Source organism: Pseudomonas sp. MF6776 (assembly GCF_016613125.1).
GTDB lineage: Bacteria > Pseudomonadota > Gammaproteobacteria > Pseudomonadales > Pseudomonadaceae > Aquipseudomonas > Aquipseudomonas iridis.
Genome location: NZ_JAENSQ010000005.1, coordinates 39,785 through 56,539 on the forward strand (window position 1 = coordinate 39,785; position 16,755 = coordinate 56,539).

The 16,755-nt window shown below is 60.3% G+C and carries 14 protein-coding genes; 5 read left to right on the forward strand and 9 right to left on the reverse strand.

The genetic code is table 11. The features are described from left to right. The first annotated feature begins 43 nt into the window (after positions 1 to 43). Genes JJD74_RS07230 through JJD74_RS07240 form a run of 3 tightly spaced genes read left to right on the forward strand, consistent with a single transcriptional unit; the run spans position 44 to position 4,847 of the window. The gene (locus JJD74_RS07230; protein ID WP_047304083.1) at positions 44 to 1,009 is read left to right on the forward strand and encodes an HlyD family secretion protein; all 966 of its coding nucleotides are present in this window, start codon (positions 44 to 46) and stop codon (positions 1,007 to 1,009) included. Further along, entirely contained in the window at positions 1,006 to 3,729 is a 2,724-nt protein-coding gene (gene rbbA, locus JJD74_RS07235) for a ribosome-associated ATPase/putative transporter RbbA (RefSeq protein ID WP_200612561.1), read from the forward strand. The genes JJD74_RS07230 and rbbA overlap by 4 nt, the downstream gene beginning before the upstream one ends. Continuing rightward, on the forward strand, positions 3,729 to 4,847 hold the full coding sequence (locus tag JJD74_RS07240) for an ABC transporter permease (RefSeq protein WP_200612563.1): 1,119 nt from the start codon (positions 3,729 to 3,731) through the stop codon (positions 4,845 to 4,847). The genes rbbA and JJD74_RS07240 overlap by 1 nt, the downstream gene beginning before the upstream one ends. Before the next feature lie 16 nt (positions 4,848 to 4,863). Here the strand turns inward: JJD74_RS07240 and JJD74_RS07245 are convergent, their stop codons facing one another. Continuing rightward, the gene (locus JJD74_RS07245; RefSeq protein WP_042561670.1) at positions 4,864 to 5,271 is read right to left on the reverse strand and encodes a flagellar basal body-associated protein FliL; all 408 of its coding nucleotides are present in this window, start codon (positions 5,269 to 5,271) and stop codon (positions 4,864 to 4,866) included. 150 nt (positions 5,272 to 5,421) lie between these two features. On the opposite strand from JJD74_RS07245, the gene JJD74_RS07250 reads away from it, so the two are divergent. Next, a complete protein-coding gene (locus JJD74_RS07250; protein WP_200612565.1) occupies positions 5,422 to 6,399 on the forward strand; it encodes an NADPH:quinone oxidoreductase family protein in 978 nt (325 codons plus the stop codon). A gap of 15 nt (positions 6,400 to 6,414) precedes the next feature. On the opposite strand, the gene JJD74_RS07255 is transcribed toward JJD74_RS07250, so the two are convergent. Next, a complete protein-coding gene (locus JJD74_RS07255; RefSeq protein ID WP_200612567.1) occupies positions 6,415 to 7,044 on the reverse strand; it encodes a flagellar basal body-associated protein FliL in 630 nt (209 codons plus the stop codon). A gap of 224 nt (positions 7,045 to 7,268) precedes the next feature. Between JJD74_RS07255 and glpT the strand changes: the two genes are divergently transcribed. After that, positions 7,269 to 8,618 carry a glycerol-3-phosphate transporter gene (gene glpT, locus JJD74_RS07260; protein ID WP_042561673.1) on the forward strand — a complete coding sequence of 450 codons (1,350 nt, stop codon included), beginning with the start codon at positions 7,269 to 7,271 and terminating at the stop codon, positions 8,616 to 8,618. Here glpT and JJD74_RS07265 read toward each other — a convergent pair. The 7 genes from JJD74_RS07265 to JJD74_RS07295 all read right to left on the reverse strand — a co-directional run bounded on the left by JJD74_RS07265 (position 8,594) and on the right by JJD74_RS07295 (position 16,752). Further along, on the reverse strand, positions 8,594 to 9,262 hold the full coding sequence (locus JJD74_RS07265) for a gamma-glutamylcyclotransferase (protein ID WP_042561674.1): 669 nt from the start codon (positions 9,260 to 9,262) through the stop codon (positions 8,594 to 8,596). The genes glpT and JJD74_RS07265 overlap by 25 nt on opposite strands. Before the next feature lie 209 nt (positions 9,263 to 9,471). Continuing rightward, positions 9,472 to 10,440 (reverse strand): CDP-6-deoxy-delta-3,4-glucoseen reductase, encoded by a 969-nt coding sequence (locus JJD74_RS07270; protein WP_042561675.1) that lies wholly within the window; start codon positions 10,438 to 10,440, stop codon positions 9,472 to 9,474. Continuing rightward, entirely contained in the window at positions 10,440 to 11,906 is a 1,467-nt protein-coding gene (gene ubiD, locus JJD74_RS07275; protein WP_047304091.1) for a 4-hydroxy-3-polyprenylbenzoate decarboxylase, read from the reverse strand. Before ubiD ends, JJD74_RS07270 begins: the two co-directional genes overlap by 1 nt. Before the next feature lie 80 nt (positions 11,907 to 11,986). Further along, positions 11,987 to 13,948, reverse strand: coding sequence for an acyltransferase family protein (locus tag JJD74_RS07280; RefSeq protein WP_115146607.1), 1,962 nt, complete (start codon positions 13,946 to 13,948; stop codon positions 11,987 to 11,989). A 138-nt stretch (positions 13,949 to 14,086) separates the two neighbouring features. After that, the gene (rho, locus tag JJD74_RS07285) at positions 14,087 to 15,346 is read right to left on the reverse strand and encodes a transcription termination factor Rho (RefSeq protein ID WP_042561678.1); all 1,260 of its coding nucleotides are present in this window, start codon (positions 15,344 to 15,346) and stop codon (positions 14,087 to 14,089) included. Positions 15,347 to 15,594: 248 nt separating this feature from the next. Then, positions 15,595 to 15,924: a thioredoxin TrxA gene (trxA, locus tag JJD74_RS07290; protein WP_003206727.1), complete on the reverse strand. Its 330-nt coding sequence runs from the start codon at positions 15,922 to 15,924 to the stop codon at positions 15,595 to 15,597. A 120-nt stretch (positions 15,925 to 16,044) separates the two neighbouring features. After that, on the reverse strand, positions 16,045 to 16,752 hold the full coding sequence (locus JJD74_RS07295) for a FadR/GntR family transcriptional regulator (protein WP_042561679.1): 708 nt from the start codon (positions 16,750 to 16,752) through the stop codon (positions 16,045 to 16,047). Positions 16,753 to 16,755 lie beyond the last annotated feature (3 nt).

Below are 16,755 nucleotides of genomic sequence, written 5' to 3' on the forward strand. Positions count from 1 at the left end.
GCTTGAACCGTCAGACTGGACGCCACAGCCGCAGGATGCCCCCATGTCGACGCACAGCCGTTCCTCACTTCTATTTGCCGGATCGCTTATTGCACTAATGCTGGCCGCTGGCGGCTTCGGTTACTGGAAGTCGCTCAGTAGCCGTCTGCCCGAGGGCCTGTCGGCCGGCAACGGACGACTCGAGGCCACCGAAGTGCAGATCGCCAGCAAGACACCCGGTCGCCTGGCCGAAGTGCTGGTCGATGAAGGTGACAAGGTCACTAAAGGGCAATTGCTCGCGCGCATGGACACCCGCACCCTTGAAGCCCAACGCAACCAGGCCGAAGCCGAAGTCTTGCGCGCCCGGGAAAACCTCAACGCCGCTCAGGCCAACGTGCAGTTGCGTCAGAGTGAGCTATTGCTGGCCCAGCAAGAACTCGGCCGATCGCAGTCGCTGTTCAAGCACGGCTTCGTCAGCGCCCAGGCCATCGACCAATTGCAGTCGCGCATGGGCACCGGCAACGCTGCGGTGACGGCGGCCCGCGCCCAAGTGTCGGCGGTCAGTGCAGCGATCGGCGCAGCGCAGGCGCAGGTCGCGCAACTGACCAGCGAAATCGACGACAGCAGCCTGCGCGCGCCGATTGATGGCGTGATCCAGTTACGCATGGCCGAACCCGGCGAAGTACTGGGTGCCGGCGGCCGCGTCCTGCTGCTGATTGATCCCAATGATCAGTACATGAACCTCTACCTGTCCGCCTCCGTGGCCGGGCGGCTGGCGGTGGGCGATGAGGCGCGGGTGCTGCTCGATGCCCTGCCCGAGAAACCCTTGCCGGCAAAAATCAGTTTCGTCGCCGGCAAATCCCAGTTCACCCCCAAGGAAGTCGAAACCCGCGACGAGCGGCAAAAACTGGTGTTCCGCGTCAAGCTGCGCCTGACCCAACCCAGCGCCGTGCCGCAAGCCAAGCCCGGCATGCCCGGTGCCGGGTATGTGCGCACCGCGCCGATCGCCTGGCCGGCCAATCTGCAATGAGCAATCTCGCGGTTCAGGCGAACGGCATCGCGCACCGCTACGGCAAACAGCAAGCCCTGAGCGAGATCACGTTCAGCCTGCCCGCCGGCACCCGCTGCGGGCTGATCGGCCCCGATGGCGCCGGCAAGTCCAGCCTGCTGGGGCTTATCACCGGGGTGAAGGCCCTGCAACAAGGGCAGTTGGACGTCCTCGGTGGGCCCATTGAGCAGCGCCGCCACCGCGACACGTTGTATGCACGCATCGCCTTCATGCCTCAGGGATTGGGCGGCAATCTGTATCCCGAGCTGTCGATCCGCGAAAACATCCAGTTCTTTGCCACGCTGTTCGGTCTATCAAAAGCCGACAGCGAACAACGCATGCACAACCTGCTGCTCGCCACTGATCTGTTGAAGTTCGCTGAGCGCCCCGCCGGCAAGTTGTCCGGCGGCATGAAACAGAAACTGGGGCTGTGCTGCGCGCTGATCCATGAGCCGGACCTGCTGATCCTCGACGAGCCAACCACCGGCGTCGACCCGCTGTCACGCCGGCGTTTCTGGGAGTTGATCGACGACGTACGGCGCCAGCGCCGGCAACTGACCCTGCTGGTCGCCACCGCTTATATGGAGGAAGCCGAACAGTTCGAGCATTGCCTGATGCTCGACAACGGCAAGTTGATCGCCACCGGCTTGAGCCGTGAACTGGCGGCTGTCACCCCCAGCGGCAAACTCGATGAGGCCTTCACGCATTTCCAGGGTGACAGCCAGCATGACGCCCAGCCGCTGGTGATTCCGCCACGTAGCGGTGGCAGCAGCGACATCGCCATCGAGGCCCACGACCTGACGCTGCGTTTCGGCGACTTCACCGCCGTGGATCACGTCAGCTTCGCCATCGGGCGCGGCGAGATTTTCGGTTTTCTCGGCTCCAACGGTTGCGGCAAGACCACCACCATGAAAGTCCTCACCGGGCTGATGCCCGCCAGCGAGGGCAGTGCGACGCTGCTCGGCAACCCGGTAGACGCCAAGGATCTGGCCACGCGCAAGCGGGTCGGCTTCATGTCCCAGAGTTTTTCGCTGTATGGCGAGCTCAGCGTGCGGCAGAACCTTGAGCTGCACGCCCGGCTGTTCGACTTGCCCAAAGCCGAGAGCGCGCAACGCATCGATGCATTGATTCAGCGCTTCAATCTGCTCAGCGTCGCCGATCAGCCGTCCGGGGCCTTGCCTCTCGGACTGCGCCAGCGTCTGTCGCTGGCGGTGGCGGTGTTGCACCGCCCGGAAGTGCTGATCCTCGACGAGCCGACTTCCGGCGTCGACCCGGCAGCCCGCGATGATTTCTGGCGGCTGTTGATCGAACTCTCCCGCGAGCAAGGCGTGACGATTTTCCTCTCCACCCACTTCATGAACGAAGCCCAGCGCTGCGACCGCATCTCGCTGATGCACGCAGGCAAAGTCCTGGCGTGCGACACCCCGGCGGCGCTGCAACGTCAGTTCGGTGGAGAAACGCTGGAAGCCGCTTTCGTGACGTGCCTGGAACAGGCCCAGGGCACTGCCCAATCGCCGCCCACGAGTGAATCGCCGACAGCGCCAGCGGATAACCCGCCACCGCTCAAGCAGCGCGGTTTCAGCCTCGGTCGCCTGCTGGCAGTGGCCCGTCGCGAAGGCAAGGAGCTGCTGCGCGACAAAGTGCGCATGGCCTTTGCACTGGCTGGGGCGATTTTCATGATGGTGATTTTCGGCTACGGGATTTCCCTGGACGTGGAAAACCTCGCGTTCGCCGTTTACGACCAGGATCAGACACCGCAGAGCCGAACTTATCTGGAAGCCTTTCGCGGCTCCCGTTATTTCGACGAACAACCGGCCATCCATGACGCTCAAGAACTGCATCGACGCCTGCAACGTTCGGAAATCAAACTGGCGCTGGAGATTCCCCCCGGGTTCGGCCGCGATCTGTACGCCGGGCGCCAACCCGCCGTGGCGGCCTGGCTCGATGGCGGCATGCCGTTTCGCGCCGAAACCAGCCGCAATTACGTCGAAGCCGTCCATTTGGCCAATCTTCAACAGTTGGCCGAGCAGAGCAGCCCCGCCATCAACCATCAGGCGGGCGCCAGCCTGCAAACGCGCTTTCGCTACAACCAGGATGTGGTCAGCGTCAACGCGATTGGCCCCGGGGTGATGGCGCTGATTCTGGCGTTCATTCCGGCGATGCTGACCGCGCTCGGCATCGTGCGCGAAAAGGAACTGGGTTCGATCACCAACTTCTACGCCACGCCCCTGACTCGTCTGGAGTTTCTGCTGGGTAAACAAGCGCCGTACCTGCTGGTCAGTCTGATCAACCTTGCGCTGCTGGTGGCGATGAACCGCTGGCTGTTCGGCGTACCGTTCAAGGGCAGCCTGCTGACGCTGGCATTCGGCGGCCTGCTCTACGTGCTGGCGACCACCAGCATGGGCCTGCTGATCTCGGCGTTCACCCGTACGCAAATCGCTGCGATCCTCGGCACCATGATCATTACCAGCCTGCCCACCATCCAGTTCTCCGGGCTGATTGTGCCGCGCTCCTCTTTGGAAGGGGCCGCAGCGGTGATGGGCATGCTGTTTCCGGCGGGGCATTTCCTCGACATCGCCGTCGGTACCTTCACCAAAGCGCTGGACTTGCGGCAGCTGTGGCCGCAGTGCCTCGCGCTGTTCGGGTTCTTTGTCGGGTTCACCGGGCTGAGCCTGGTCATGCTGAAAAAGCAGGAGGCCTGATGCACAAGTTCGCGCACATCCTGCGCCTGGGACTCAAGGAGCTGACCAGCCTGCGCCACGACAGCGTGTTGCTGCTGTTCCTGTTCTACGCCTTTACCGTGGCGATCTACATGCCCGCCGCCGGTTCGGTGATCGGCGTGCACAACGCCAGCGTGGCGATCGTCGACGAAGACCACAGCGCCCTCTCGCGCCAGTTGGCCCAGGCCCTGCAACCTCCAGAGTTCCAGACACCTGTGCTGTTGCCTTACGCGCAACTGGACCAGGTCATGGACAGCGGCCAATACACCTTCGTGATCAATATACCGGCGCGTTTTCAGACCGATCTGCTCGCGGCGCGACAACCGGCCATTCAAGTCAACGTCGATGCCACCGCGATGAGCCAGGCGTTCATGGGCGCCGGCTACATCGGCCGGATCTTCCAGCGCGAACTGCAGGCCTATGGCGGCCAGAGCGATGCCGCGAGCAAGGCGCCAGTGCAACTGACTACCCGCGCCCTGTTCAACACTAATCTGGAGGGGGGCTGGTTTCTGGCGGTGATTCAGATCGTCAACAACGTCACCATTCTGGCGATCATCCTGACCGGCACGGCGCTGCTGCGTGAACGCGAACACGGCACGCTCGACCATTTGCTGGTGCTGCCGCTGACGGCGATGGAAATCATGCTGGCAAAAATCTGGAGCAACCTGCTGGTGGTGGTACTGTGCACCTGGCTGTCACTGGAGGTGGTGGTCAAAGGCGCGCTCGGCGTGCCGTTGTCCGGCTCGATGAGCCTGTTTTTACTGGTGACGGCGGTTTATCTGTTTGCCAGTACCGCACTGGGGATCTTTCTGGCGACCCTGGCGCGCTCGACGCCGCAGTTCGGCCTGCTGGCCATTCCGGTGATCATCCCGATGTTGCTGCTGTCCGGCGGCAGTACGCCGCTGGACAGCATGCCGCAATGGCTGCAGTGGGTCATGCAAGGCTCACCGTCCACGCATTTTGTCAGCCTCAGCGCCGCGATTCTGTTTCGCGACGCCGGGCTGAGCGTGGTCTGGCCGGACTTGCTGGCGCTGACGGCCATCGGCCTGCTGTTCTTCGTCATTGCCCTGGCGCGCTTTCGCAAAAGCCTGGCGTCCTGAACAGCAGCCAACGCACTTACTGAATGATCAGGTTGTTGAACAACAGATCCTCAACCACCGGCTTGCCAGTTTCGTCATTCATTACTTGCTGCGTTTGTTTCAACGCTTCCTGACGCAACTTTTCCTTGCCCTCGATGCTGCCCATCGCTTCTGTGGTCTGCTGGGAGAACAGTGCCACCAGCTGATTGCGAATCAACGGTTCGTTGGCCTTGACCAATTTGGTCGACTCTTCACCGGTCACACGCAGCGCCACATCGGCTTTGAACACCTTCAGTTTCGGCGTGCCATCGAGCCCATAGTTACCCACGAACGGCGGGCTCAGGGTGATGTAGTTGACCTTCGGCGCCTCGCCTTCTTTGGCTTCTTCGGCCAGCGCTGCCACAGGCAGAGACAGGGCCAGCAACAACATGATCCACGCTTTCACAATTCGCTCCTTATCCGGTTTACGGCCTAGCATAACGACCCGCCGCGCAAGCACAAGCTTATGGCTGGCTATCAGGGCCGGGTATGCTCGTTGACCCGTTGACTGACACACCTACACTTATCGGCCATCACTCCCAAAGGAATAGCCCTGATGAAAGCCGTGCTGTGCAAAGCCTTCGGCCCTGCCGAATCGCTGGTGCTGGAAGACATCGCCAGTCCTGTCGCCAAGAAGAACGAAATCCTGCTGGACGTGCACGCCGCCGGGGTCAACTTCCCGGACACGCTGATCATCGAGGGCAAATACCAATTCAAGCCGCCCTTCCCGTTTTCGCCAGGTGGTGAAGCGGCCGGCGTGGTTAGCGCCGTCGGCGAAAAGGTCAGTCATCTGAAAGTCGGCGACCGGGTCATGGCCCTTACCGGATGGGGCAGCTTCGCCGAGCAGGTCGCGGTGCCGGGCTATAACGTGCTGCCGATTCCGCCGTCGATGGACTTCAACATCGCCGCTGCATTCAGCATGACCTACGGCACCTCGATGCACGCCCTCAAGCAACGCGCCAACCTTCAGCCCGGCGAAACCCTGCTGGTGCTGGGTGCTTCCGGCGGTGTCGGACTGGCGGCCGTAGAAATCGGTAAAGCCATGGGTGCACGGGTCATCGCCGCTGCCAGCAGCACGGAAAAACTCGCCGTGGCCAAGGCTGCCGGCGCCGATGAACTGATCAACTACAGCGAAACCAACTTAAAGGAAGAAATCAAACGCCTCACCGACGGTCAGGGTGCCGACGTGATCTACGACCCGGTCGGCGGCGATCTCTTCGACCAGGCCATCCGCGCCATCGCCTGGAACGGACGCCTGCTGGTGGTCGGTTTTGCCAGCGGACGCATTCCCGAACTGCCGGTCAACCTCGCCCTGCTCAAGGGTGCCGCGGTACTCGGCGTGTTCTGGGGCTCCTTCGCTCAGCGCCAACCGCAGGACAACGCGGCGAACTTCCAGCAACTGTTCGGCTGGTTTGCCGAGGGCAAGTTGAAACCGCTGGTGTCGCAGGTGTATCCACTGAGCAATGCGGCGCAAGCGATCAATGATCTTGGCCAGCGCAAGGCTGTGGGCAAGGTTGTGGTGCAGGTGCGCTGAAATCAGGAAGAACTTTTAACTGCCGGGCGATCCCGCAAAATCGCCCGGCAACAGCTGCTCCTGAATCTTCTGACTACGCGACTCGATGAGTTCGCCGTTGTCATCAAAGCGCAGAACGATGAGCCAATCGTAAACATCCACAGGCCATTTCGGCATACCGATCAGGGCGGGGCCATCGCCGCCGAACGCCGCTATCAGCTTATTGATGTGCCCGTGGTGCCAGGCGATGAGCAGTGTTTGCGCCTGATTTTTCTCGCGCAGCAGACTCACCAATTTATCGACTTTGCTATTGGCACAGGGTTGTTCGATTGGCAGCTGCAGGCGTAGGGACAGCGGGATCAGTGTTTGCCGAGGCCGGATACTTTCGGCGCTGTCTGCGGTCGCAATCAGCCGCTGCGGCGTTAGGGTCTGACCATCCAGTTTCAGCGGGGTGAAATAGTCGGCGTACGCCGCGGCGCGCTGTTCGCCTCGGGCATTGAGCTCCCTGCCCACGTCGGGTTTTTCCGCATGACGAACGATCAACACCGTGACATTGCGCAAGCCCGGAGCCGCAGAGCTCTGAACAACACTCAACGCCAGTACTGAAGCCGCAACGACGGCCACCATCAACAACCTCGGCAATAACCTGCGGACCTTCGGAGCCATCGTTTATCTCTGCTGAATCAGGCGGGACTATTGAGCCGAGTCTAAGACACAACCCTTCAATCGCGACAAAAACGCCCCGTTGTTACAGCTGAGCGACAGGTTCGTAAAGGAATGTGCGATTTCCAACATTTCCCCTTTTTGGTGGATGCGAACCAGTGCTATTTTCGGTAACGAAACTGTAACATTCGCATCCGCAGTCAAAACAAGAAATCTGGAGCTCTTGAATGTTTGCTTTCTTTCGTCCTGCCGCACATCAGGCTCCATTGCCTGAAGAAAAAATAGACAGCACCTACCGCCGCCTGCGCTGGCAGATCTTCGCTGGCATTTTCATTGGCTACGCGGGTTATTACCTGCTGCGCAAAAACTTCTCCCTGGCCATGCCGTACCTGATCGACGAGGGCTACAGCCGTGGCGATCTGGGTCTGGCGATGTCGGCCATCGCCATTTCCTACGGTCTGTCCAAGTTCCTCATGGGCCTGGTGTCCGACCGCTCCAACCCACGTTTCTTCTTGCCTTTCGGCCTGCTGGTATCGGCTGGGGTAATGTTCGTGTTCGGTTTCGCGCCGTGGGCGACGTCTAGCGTGACCATGATGTTTATTCTGTTGTTCATCAACGGCTGGGCACAGGGCATGGGTTGGCCGCCGAGCGGGCGAACCATGGTGCACTGGTGGTCGCAGAAAGAACGCGGCGGCGTGGTCTCGGTGTGGAACGTGGCGCACAACGTCGGTGGTGGTCTGATCGGCCCGCTGTTCCTGCTCGGCATGGGCCTGTTCAACGACTGGCACGCGGCGTTCTACGTGCCGGCAGCTGTGGCTCTGGCCGTGGCGGTTTTCGCCTTCATGACCATGCGTGACACCCCGCAATCGGTTGGCCTGCCGCCAATCGAGCAGTATAAGAACGACTATCCGGAAGGCTACGACGCCAGCCACGAAGACGAATTCAGCGCCAAGGAAATCTTCGTCAAATACGTGCTGCGCAACAAAATGCTCTGGTACATCGCCATGGCCAACGTCTTCGTCTACCTGCTGCGCTACGGCGTACTGGATTGGGCGCCGACGTACCTCAAGGAAGCCAAGGGCTTCACCGTGGATAAAACCTCGTGGGCCTACTTCTTCTACGAATGGGCAGGGATTCCGGGCACGCTGCTGTGCGGCTGGATGTCGGACAAGATCTTCCGTGGCAACCGTGGCCTGACCGGCATGGTGTTCATGGCACTGGTGACCGTGGCAACGCTGGTTTACTGGCTCAACCCGGCCGGCAACCCGACTGTGGACATGATCGCGCTGGTCTCCATCGGCTTCCTGATCTACGGCCCGGTGATGCTGATCGGCCTGCAGGCGCTGGAACTGGCGCCGAAGAAAGCCGCGGGTACCGCTGCGGGTTTCACCGGTCTGTTCGGTTATCTGGGTGGTTCGGTCGCGGCCAGTGCGGCGATGGGCTACACCGTCGACCACTTCGGCTGGGACGGCGGTTTTGTCCTGCTGGTGAGCGCGTGCCTGCTGGCGATGGCCTTCCTGGCCCCGACGCTATGGCACAAGCAAGTTGCCAGTCAGAGCCGCGAAGCGGTCGCTTGATCGACCTGTGATTTACAACGCTTGAGCCGCGCCTCCAGATTTCGGTCTGGCATGGCGTGGCTGCGCAGGGCGTGGGCGGTCTGCTCGACATAATCGCGAGTGGTGCCGTAACGCCCGCAAGCGCTTGCGAACACCTGGCTCAGCACGTGATCCGGCAAGTTGCCGGCATAGCTGGGCAGGTGTCGCTCCAAAACAAATCCTAATGCCTGAACCTGACTGCCATCTTCGAGCCGGCAGTTGAGCCAGTGTGGCCGATAGGACGGGAACGGCATCTCGCGCTTCCACAGTGCATACAGCGCACTGTCCAGATCGTCTTCGGGCAAGCGATAAGCAAATCCACTGCACGAACCGCCACGATCCAGACCGAACACCAGCCCCGGCATTTCCGGGGTGCCGCGATGTTCGTGCGACCACAGGTACAACCCACGATGATAGCCGTGCACGCGACCGCGCATGCGCTGCGCCGAATTGCATTCCGGCCGCCAGATCAGCGAACCGTAGGCGAACAGCCACACCGGCCCGCCCTTGTGGCGCGCCATGGTCGATTGCATGGAAGCGAGAAGTTGTTCGTGCGTCAGCTGCGGCCCAAGATCGAGCCGCGGAGGGTAAGCCAGGTTCAGAAAAGCGTTTTCAATGGCACTCATGGCGAATAGCGTTCAGCTCCCCGCGGGTGAAGAATTACTTAATAGAACGCACCGTTGTAACAATAAGGCACATATGTTTTAAGGCAATTTAGGTGCCATGGCACACTTATTAATAGATTGCCTGATTGATATATAACCTAGCGGTATTTACCCAATTAGATAAATACCGATCGGCTATATAGTGAGTTATAACGATTTACCCGCACGGCTCAAGAGCGCGGGGCATACGCGAACACATCGGCGCGCATTTGATGAGCATCCATCCCCGCTTCGACCAGCGCGTCCAGCGTCCCGTAGACCATGGCCGGCGAGCCGCTGGCGTAGACGTGAAGGGACTTGAGATCGGTAAAGTCTTCACATACCGCCTCGTGCAGCATTCCGCAGCGGCCTTCCCAGCCACATTGGTCGCTGACGACTTTGTGCAGGAACAGATTGGGCAGCTTCACCCATTCGTCCCAATGTTCGATCTCATAGAAATCTTCCGGCCGACGCACGCCCCAGTACAGATGCACCGGGTGCTTGAAGCCGTTGGCGCGGCAATGTTCGATCAGGCTATGGATCTGGCCCATTCCTGTGCCAGCGGCAACCAACACCAGCGGCCCGTCCGGCAGCTCGGCGAGGTGAGTGTCACCGAATGGCAGTTCGACGCGCACCATTGCGTTGCGTTGCAGTTGTTCGATCAGGCTCAACGCACTGGCTTCGCGCGCCAGCACGTGGATTTCCAGGTCGCGCCCACCGTGCGGTGCCGAGGCCATGGAAAACGCCGACTTCTCGCCGCTCTCGCGCTCGATCATCAAATATTGCCCGGCGTGATAGCGCGGTGGCTTGCCGGCCGGCGCACGCAGACGCACACGCCAGGTGTCGCCGCCGACGTCGCGGCATTCGATGACCTGACACGACAGGCTACGCACTGGCAGTTCTCCCAGCGCAAGCACGCCATCCCACAGCACGATGCAGTCTTCCAGCGGCTCGGCTATGCAAGTGTAGAACTCACCGTGATCGCGCACCGTGCCGGCCTGTTCGACCCGGCCTTCCACCAGCAGCGCCGCACACACGTGGCAGTTGCCGTTGCGGCAGCTTTGCGGGCAATCGTAGCCCAGGCGCCGCGCACCATCGAGAATCCGCTCACCGGGCTGTATCTCAAGTACCGCTCCGGAAGGCTGCAGGGTTACACGCATCAATCTATTCCTAACTGATTCCAGATGGCATCGATCCGCTGGGTGACAGCGTCGTCCTTGACAATCACACGACCCCACTCGCGAGTGGTTTCGCCCGGCCACTTGTGGGTGGCATCGAGCCCCATCTTCGAACCCAGGCCTGAGATCGGCGAGGCGAAGTCGAGGTAGTCGATCGGCGTGTTATCGATCATCACCGTGTCGCGCTTGGGATCCATGCGCGTGGTGATGGCCCAGATCACGTCGTTCCAGTCGCGGGCGTTGATATCGTCGTCAGTGACGATAACGAATTTGGTGTACATGAACTGTCGCAAAAACGACCAGACACCCAGCATCACGCGCTTGGCGTGGCCCGGATACGACTTCTTCATGGTCACGATGGCCATGCGGTACGAGCAGCCTTCCGGCGGCAGGTAGAAGTCGGTGATTTCCGGAAACTGCTTCTGCAGGATCGGCACGAACACTTCGTTCAGTGCCACGCCGAGGATCGCCGGCTCATCCGGCGGACGGCCGGTGTAAGTGCTGTGGTAGATCGGTTTGATCCGGTGGGTGATGCGCTCGACGGTGAACACCGGGAAGCTGTCGACTTCGTTGTAGTAACCGGTGTGGTCGCCGTACGGGCCTTCATCTGCCATTTCGCCCGGATGAATCACGCCTTCAAGGATGATTTCGGCAGTGGCCGGCACTTGCAGGTCGTTGCCACGGCACTTGACCAGTTCGGTGCGGTTGCCGCGCAAGAGGCCGGCGAACGCGTACTCGGAGAGGCTGTCCGGCACTGGCGTCACGGCGCCGAGGATGGTCGCCGGGTCAGCACCGAGAGCCACCGACACAGGGAACGGCTGGCCTGGATGCTTCTCGCACCACTCGCGATAATCCAGAGCGCCACCACGGTGGCTGAGCCAGCGCATGATGACTTTGTTGCGGCCGATCACCTGCTGACGGTAGATGCCCAGGTTCTGACGGTCCTTGTTCGGGCCTTTGGTGACGGTCAGGCCCCAGGTGATCAGCGGGCCGACGTCGCCGGGCCAGCAGGTTTGCACCGGCAGCATCGCCAGATCGACGTCATCGCCTTCGATAACCACTTCCTGGCACACCGCGTCTTTGACGACTTTCGGTGCCATGGCAATGATCTTGCGGAAGATCGGCAGTTTCGACCACGCGTCTTTCAAGCCCTTCGGCGGTTCCGGCTCCTTGAGGAAAGCCAGCAGCTTGCCGATTTCGCGCAGTTCGCTGACCGACTCGGCGCCCATGCCCATGGCCACCCGCTCGGGGGTACCGAACAGGTTGCCGAGCACGGGGATGTCGTAGCCCGTCGGCTTCTCGAACAGCAGCGCCGGGCCTTTGGCCCGCAGCGTGCGGTCGCACACCTCAGTCATCTCCAGCACCGGCGAGACGGGAATCTGGATGCGTTTCAACTCTCCGCGCTGCTCAAGCTGCTGCACGAAATCCCGAAGATCCTTGAATTTCATTGACGATGGCACCCTCAAAATAGGCGTACATCCTACCTGCTCTGACGGGCAAACAGCAGCCCGTCAGCGCCTGGCATCGCTCAATTTTGGTTCGTACCCAGCAGCAACGGCGCAAACAGCGGGCTCAGTCTGGCGCTGCCCACGTCCGAAAGATGATCCGCGTCCTTGTACTGCGAGCGGCCATCGACATCGATGGCACACAACCCGTCCTTGCACATCAGCGGCGTCGGGTCGATGACATGCACGCCCGAATCGGCGGCGCTCATCGAGCTGAACAGTGACGTGAAAAACTGCTGTCGCGCCAAGTGCTCCTGAAGCGGGCGACCAAGGCCCTCCGCCGAGCGACCGATTCGCGCCAGACTGGTCAGACGATCAATGAAGCTCTTGTGTTGCAACGGCACTTCCTTGAACAACCAGACCTGCGCACCCGCTGCGCGCAACTCGGACACTTGCGCCTTGATGCCGGCGGCCATGCGCTGCTCTGCCTGGCGTGGGTTGTCTTTGCGATCAAGCAGGAATTGTCTGTCGCCATCGCCATCTTCGCGACCATAAACGTACAGGCTCCAGTTCGCTGCCAGCACCACGTCCTTGATCCCCAGACTGATGACGCGTTCCATGTTGCGCTTATTGAAGTCTTTGCACTGCTGGCGCAGCCTGTCTTCGATAATCGGCGGGCAACCCGTCAAGCTGTACAGCCACGCCGGCTGGACATTACGACCGGTGTTGCCTTCGATGGCCGGCAACAATGCGGCGGCGTGACTGTCGCCCCAGAACAACTTTGTCGCCCCACTCTCCGGATCGCCGCCCACCAGACAGGACTTGGTCAGCGCCTTGTCCGTGCTCAAGTGCATGCATTTCGACTGCCCGGCGTTCCACTCCCGGGACTGAGCGTATTCCAGCGCCTTGCCGCTCAGACGCTGTGGAACACCGTCTGCCGAGCGAATCGCCGAGCCGGTGATCGCCAGAACGGTGATCGATACCAGACCGCCGACCAACACCGAGTTACGGCTGGCGAATACTCGCTTTTCCCGAAACGGCAGTTCGATATAGCGCAGGCTCAGCCATGCCAGGCCCAGCGCCAGGGCCATCCAGCCCAGCGCCTCCAGAGGCTGGATGCCGTCGATCGAGATCGCATTGGCATACACATAGACCGGCCAATGCCAGAGATAAAGTGAATAGGACAGCAGGCCGATCCACACCAGGACTTGCATACTCAACAGTCGGCCAGTCCATGTCGCGCCCTGCGCGCCTGACCAGATCAGCGCCGTCGTGCCCAATACCGGCAGCAATGCTGCCCAGCCCGGGAACACCGTGGACCGGTCAAAAGTGAAGATCGCCACCAGCACCGCAGCCAATCCGGCCAGGCCGACAGACTGCCGAAGCCATGCGCTTGGGGCCTGCTTCGGCGCAGGCATCACCGCCAGCATGGCGCCGCACAGCAACTCCCAGGCGCGAGTCGGCAGCGAGAAAAACGCGAATTCGGGCCTGCGCTCGATATAGACGATGTTCAGGCCGAACGACACCAGCAGCACGGCGAACAGCATCCAGCGCCAATGCCGGACATAGCGCATCAGCAACACCATCATCAGCGGGAAGAAGATGTAGTACTGCTCTTCCACCGCCAGCGACCAGGTATGCAGCAGCGGTTTGAGCTCCGACGCCGGCGCAAAGTAGCCGTCTTCACGCATGAACAGGATGTTGGAGATGAACAACGACTGGTAACGAATCGTGCGCCCCAGTTCGGAAAGGTCTTTGGCCGTCAACAACAGCCAGCCTAGCGCCAGCGTTACCACGACCACTACGGTCAAGGCGGGCAGGATGCGTCGGGCGCGGCGCCCCCAAAAATCAAGGAAGCTGAAACGCTGCGCACTGATTTCACGGAACAGGATGGTGGTGATCAGAAAGCCGGAAATGACGAAAAAGACGTCAACGCCGACAAAGCCGCCACTGAATGTATTGAAGCCGAAATGAAACAGCAGGACCGGGATGACCGCCAGTGCCCGTAATCCGTCGATATCACGGCGATTGCCAAACGTATGCATGAAAAACCTTTCTTCTTTTGGATACAAAGTCCCTGAAAGCGCGAAAGTTATCAGCAGCGTTCGTTTCAATCCATACACAAATAATTGCGCGCAAAAAAAAACGCCCCTTTCGGGGCGTCCTTTTGAACAGCGCTGGTATTACTTGCGCTTCATCGACAAGAAGAACTCGTCGTTGGTCTTGGTCGTTTTCAGCTTGTCGATCAGGAACTCGATGGCCGCGACTTCGTCCATCGGGTGCAGCAACTTACGCAGAATCCACATACGCTGCAGTTCGTCGTCGGCGGTCAGCAACTCTTCGCGGCGGGTGCCGGAACGGTTGATGTTGATCGCAGGGAACACACGCTTCTCGGCGATCTTGCGATCCAGAGGCAGTTCCATGTTGCCGGTACCCTTGAACTCTTCGTAGATCACTTCGTCCATCTTCGAGCCGGTTTCAACCAGCGCGGTGGCGATAATGGTCAGCGAGCCGCCTTCTTCGATGTTGCGCGCAGCACCGAAGAAACGCTTTGGTTTCTCCAGGGCGTGAGCATCGACACCACCGGTCAATACCTTGCCGGAGCTCGGGATCACAGTGTTGTAGGCACGGGCCAGACGGGTGATGGAGTCAAGCAGGATCACCACGTCTTTCTTGTGTTCGACCAGGCGCTTGGCCTTCTCGATCACCATTTCGGCAACCTGGACGTGACGGGTCGGCGGCTCGTCGAAGGTCGAGGCAACCACTTCGCCGCGCACGGTGCGCTGCATTTCGGTTACTTCTTCCGGACGTTCGTCGATCAGCAATACGATCAGGTGAACTTCAGGGTTGTTACGGGCGATGTTCGCTGCGATGTTCTGCAGCATGATCGTTTTACCGGCTTTCGGCGGTGCAACGATCAGACCGCGCTGGCCTTTGCCGATCGGAGCGCACAGGTCGATCACACGACCGGTCAAGTCTTCGGTGGAACCGTTGCCGGCCTCCATCTTCATGCGCACGGTCGGGAACAGCGGGGTCAGGTTCTCGAAGAGAATCTTGTTTTTCGCGTTCTCTGGGCGATCGAAGTTGATCGTGTCGACCTTGAGCAGAGCGAAATACCGCTCGCCTTCCTTCGGAGGGCGAATCTTGCCAACGATGGTGTCACCGGTGCGCAAGTTGAAGCGGCGGATCTGGCTCGGCGAGACGTAGATATCGTCTGGGCCGGCGAGGTAAGAAGCGTCAGCGGAGCGCAGGAAGCCGAAGCCGTCCTGGAGAATCTCCAGCACGCCATCACCGGAGATTTCCTCGCCGCTTTTAGCGTGCTTTTTCAGCAGGGAGAAAATCACGTCCTGCTTGCGCGAACGGGCCATATTTTCTATGCCCATCTGTTCGGCCAATTCGAGCAGTTCGGTAATCGGCTTTTGCTTGAGTTCAGTCAGATTCATATAGGAATGACGTAATCATTTATGGAGGGGGGAAATTAAGCTTTTGGCTTAATGAGGCCGCGCCGCAGAGAAGGCGACAGGATCGCGTACTTATTCGAAAAGGAGTGCGTCGGCGACGGCTAGCAGGGGGCATTGGAGAAACCAGTGCGGGGCCGAATGTACCACCTGAGTTTCGGAGCGTCTAGCCCTGAATACGCAAAAAGCCCCGCTAATTGCGGGGCTTTTTTTCAGGCACTTTGCTGCGACGCTTAGATGTTGGCGTCGAGGAAAGCAGCCAGTTGCGACTTCGACAGGGCGCCGACTTTGGTCGCTTCAACGTTGCCGTTCTTGAACAGCATGAGCGTCGGGATACCACGTACGCCGTGCTTGGCCGGGGTTTCCTGGTTCTCGTCGATGTTCAGTTTGGCAACGGTCAGCTTGCCTTTGTAAGTCTCGGCAATTTCGTCCAGAACCGGAGCGATCATTTTGCAAGGGCCGCACCATTCAGCCCAGTAGTCGACCAGTACAGCGCCTTCGGCCTTGAGTACGTCGGCTTCGAAGCTAGCGTCGCTAACGTGTTTGATAAGATCGCTGCTCATGGAATTCTCCAGGTTGTAAGCAAAAAAACGTGGCCCATCATATCCGCCCCGCTCCGGTTCAGGAAGCCGAAGATGATTGAGTCTTGCTATGGTGCCTTATGAGTTTGGGTATAGCTCAAGTCAAGCGCTGGCGGGAGCAATGAAGGCGATTCCGGTGCGCAGTGCGGCGTTGCGCACGTGTTCCTGCATGGCTTTTTGCGCTGCACCCGAGGCACGCCGGGCCAGCGCGCGAAGGATCTTGCGGTGCTCCTGCCAGGTTTCCATGGCGCGTTCGGCGCGGATGAACGGTAGTTTCTGACTCTCCAGAAAGATCTCGGCGCTGGCGGTAAGGATGCTCAGCATCGCCTGATTACCGCTGGCCAACAGGATTCGTCGGTGAAATTCGAAATCCAGCTTCGCCGCCGCTTCGAAGTCGGCGCATCGCAATTGCTCGCGCATAGCGGCGACATTGTCTTCCAGCGCATCCAGATCAGATGTGCTCAACGTCACCGCCGCCAGCCCCGCCGCAAAGCCTTCAAGGGCATAGCGTAATTGAAAGATATCCAGCGGCGAGGCCTGCGCCGCGAAGGGCCAGCTCCCGGCACTCTCCCCGCGCGACAACTCCACCGGCGACTGCACGAACACACCCTTGCCCGGCTGAATGCTGACCAGACCCAGCGCGCTCAACGATGACAGCGCCTCACGCAACGACGCCCGGCTGACGCCCAGTTGAAGCGCCAGATCACGTTGCGACGGCAAGGCGTCGCCCGGGCCGAAGCCCTGTTCGGTGATCAATTTGCGGATCGCTTGCAGCGCCACTTCGGGCACGGCGCGGGAGATCGAGTTCATGAT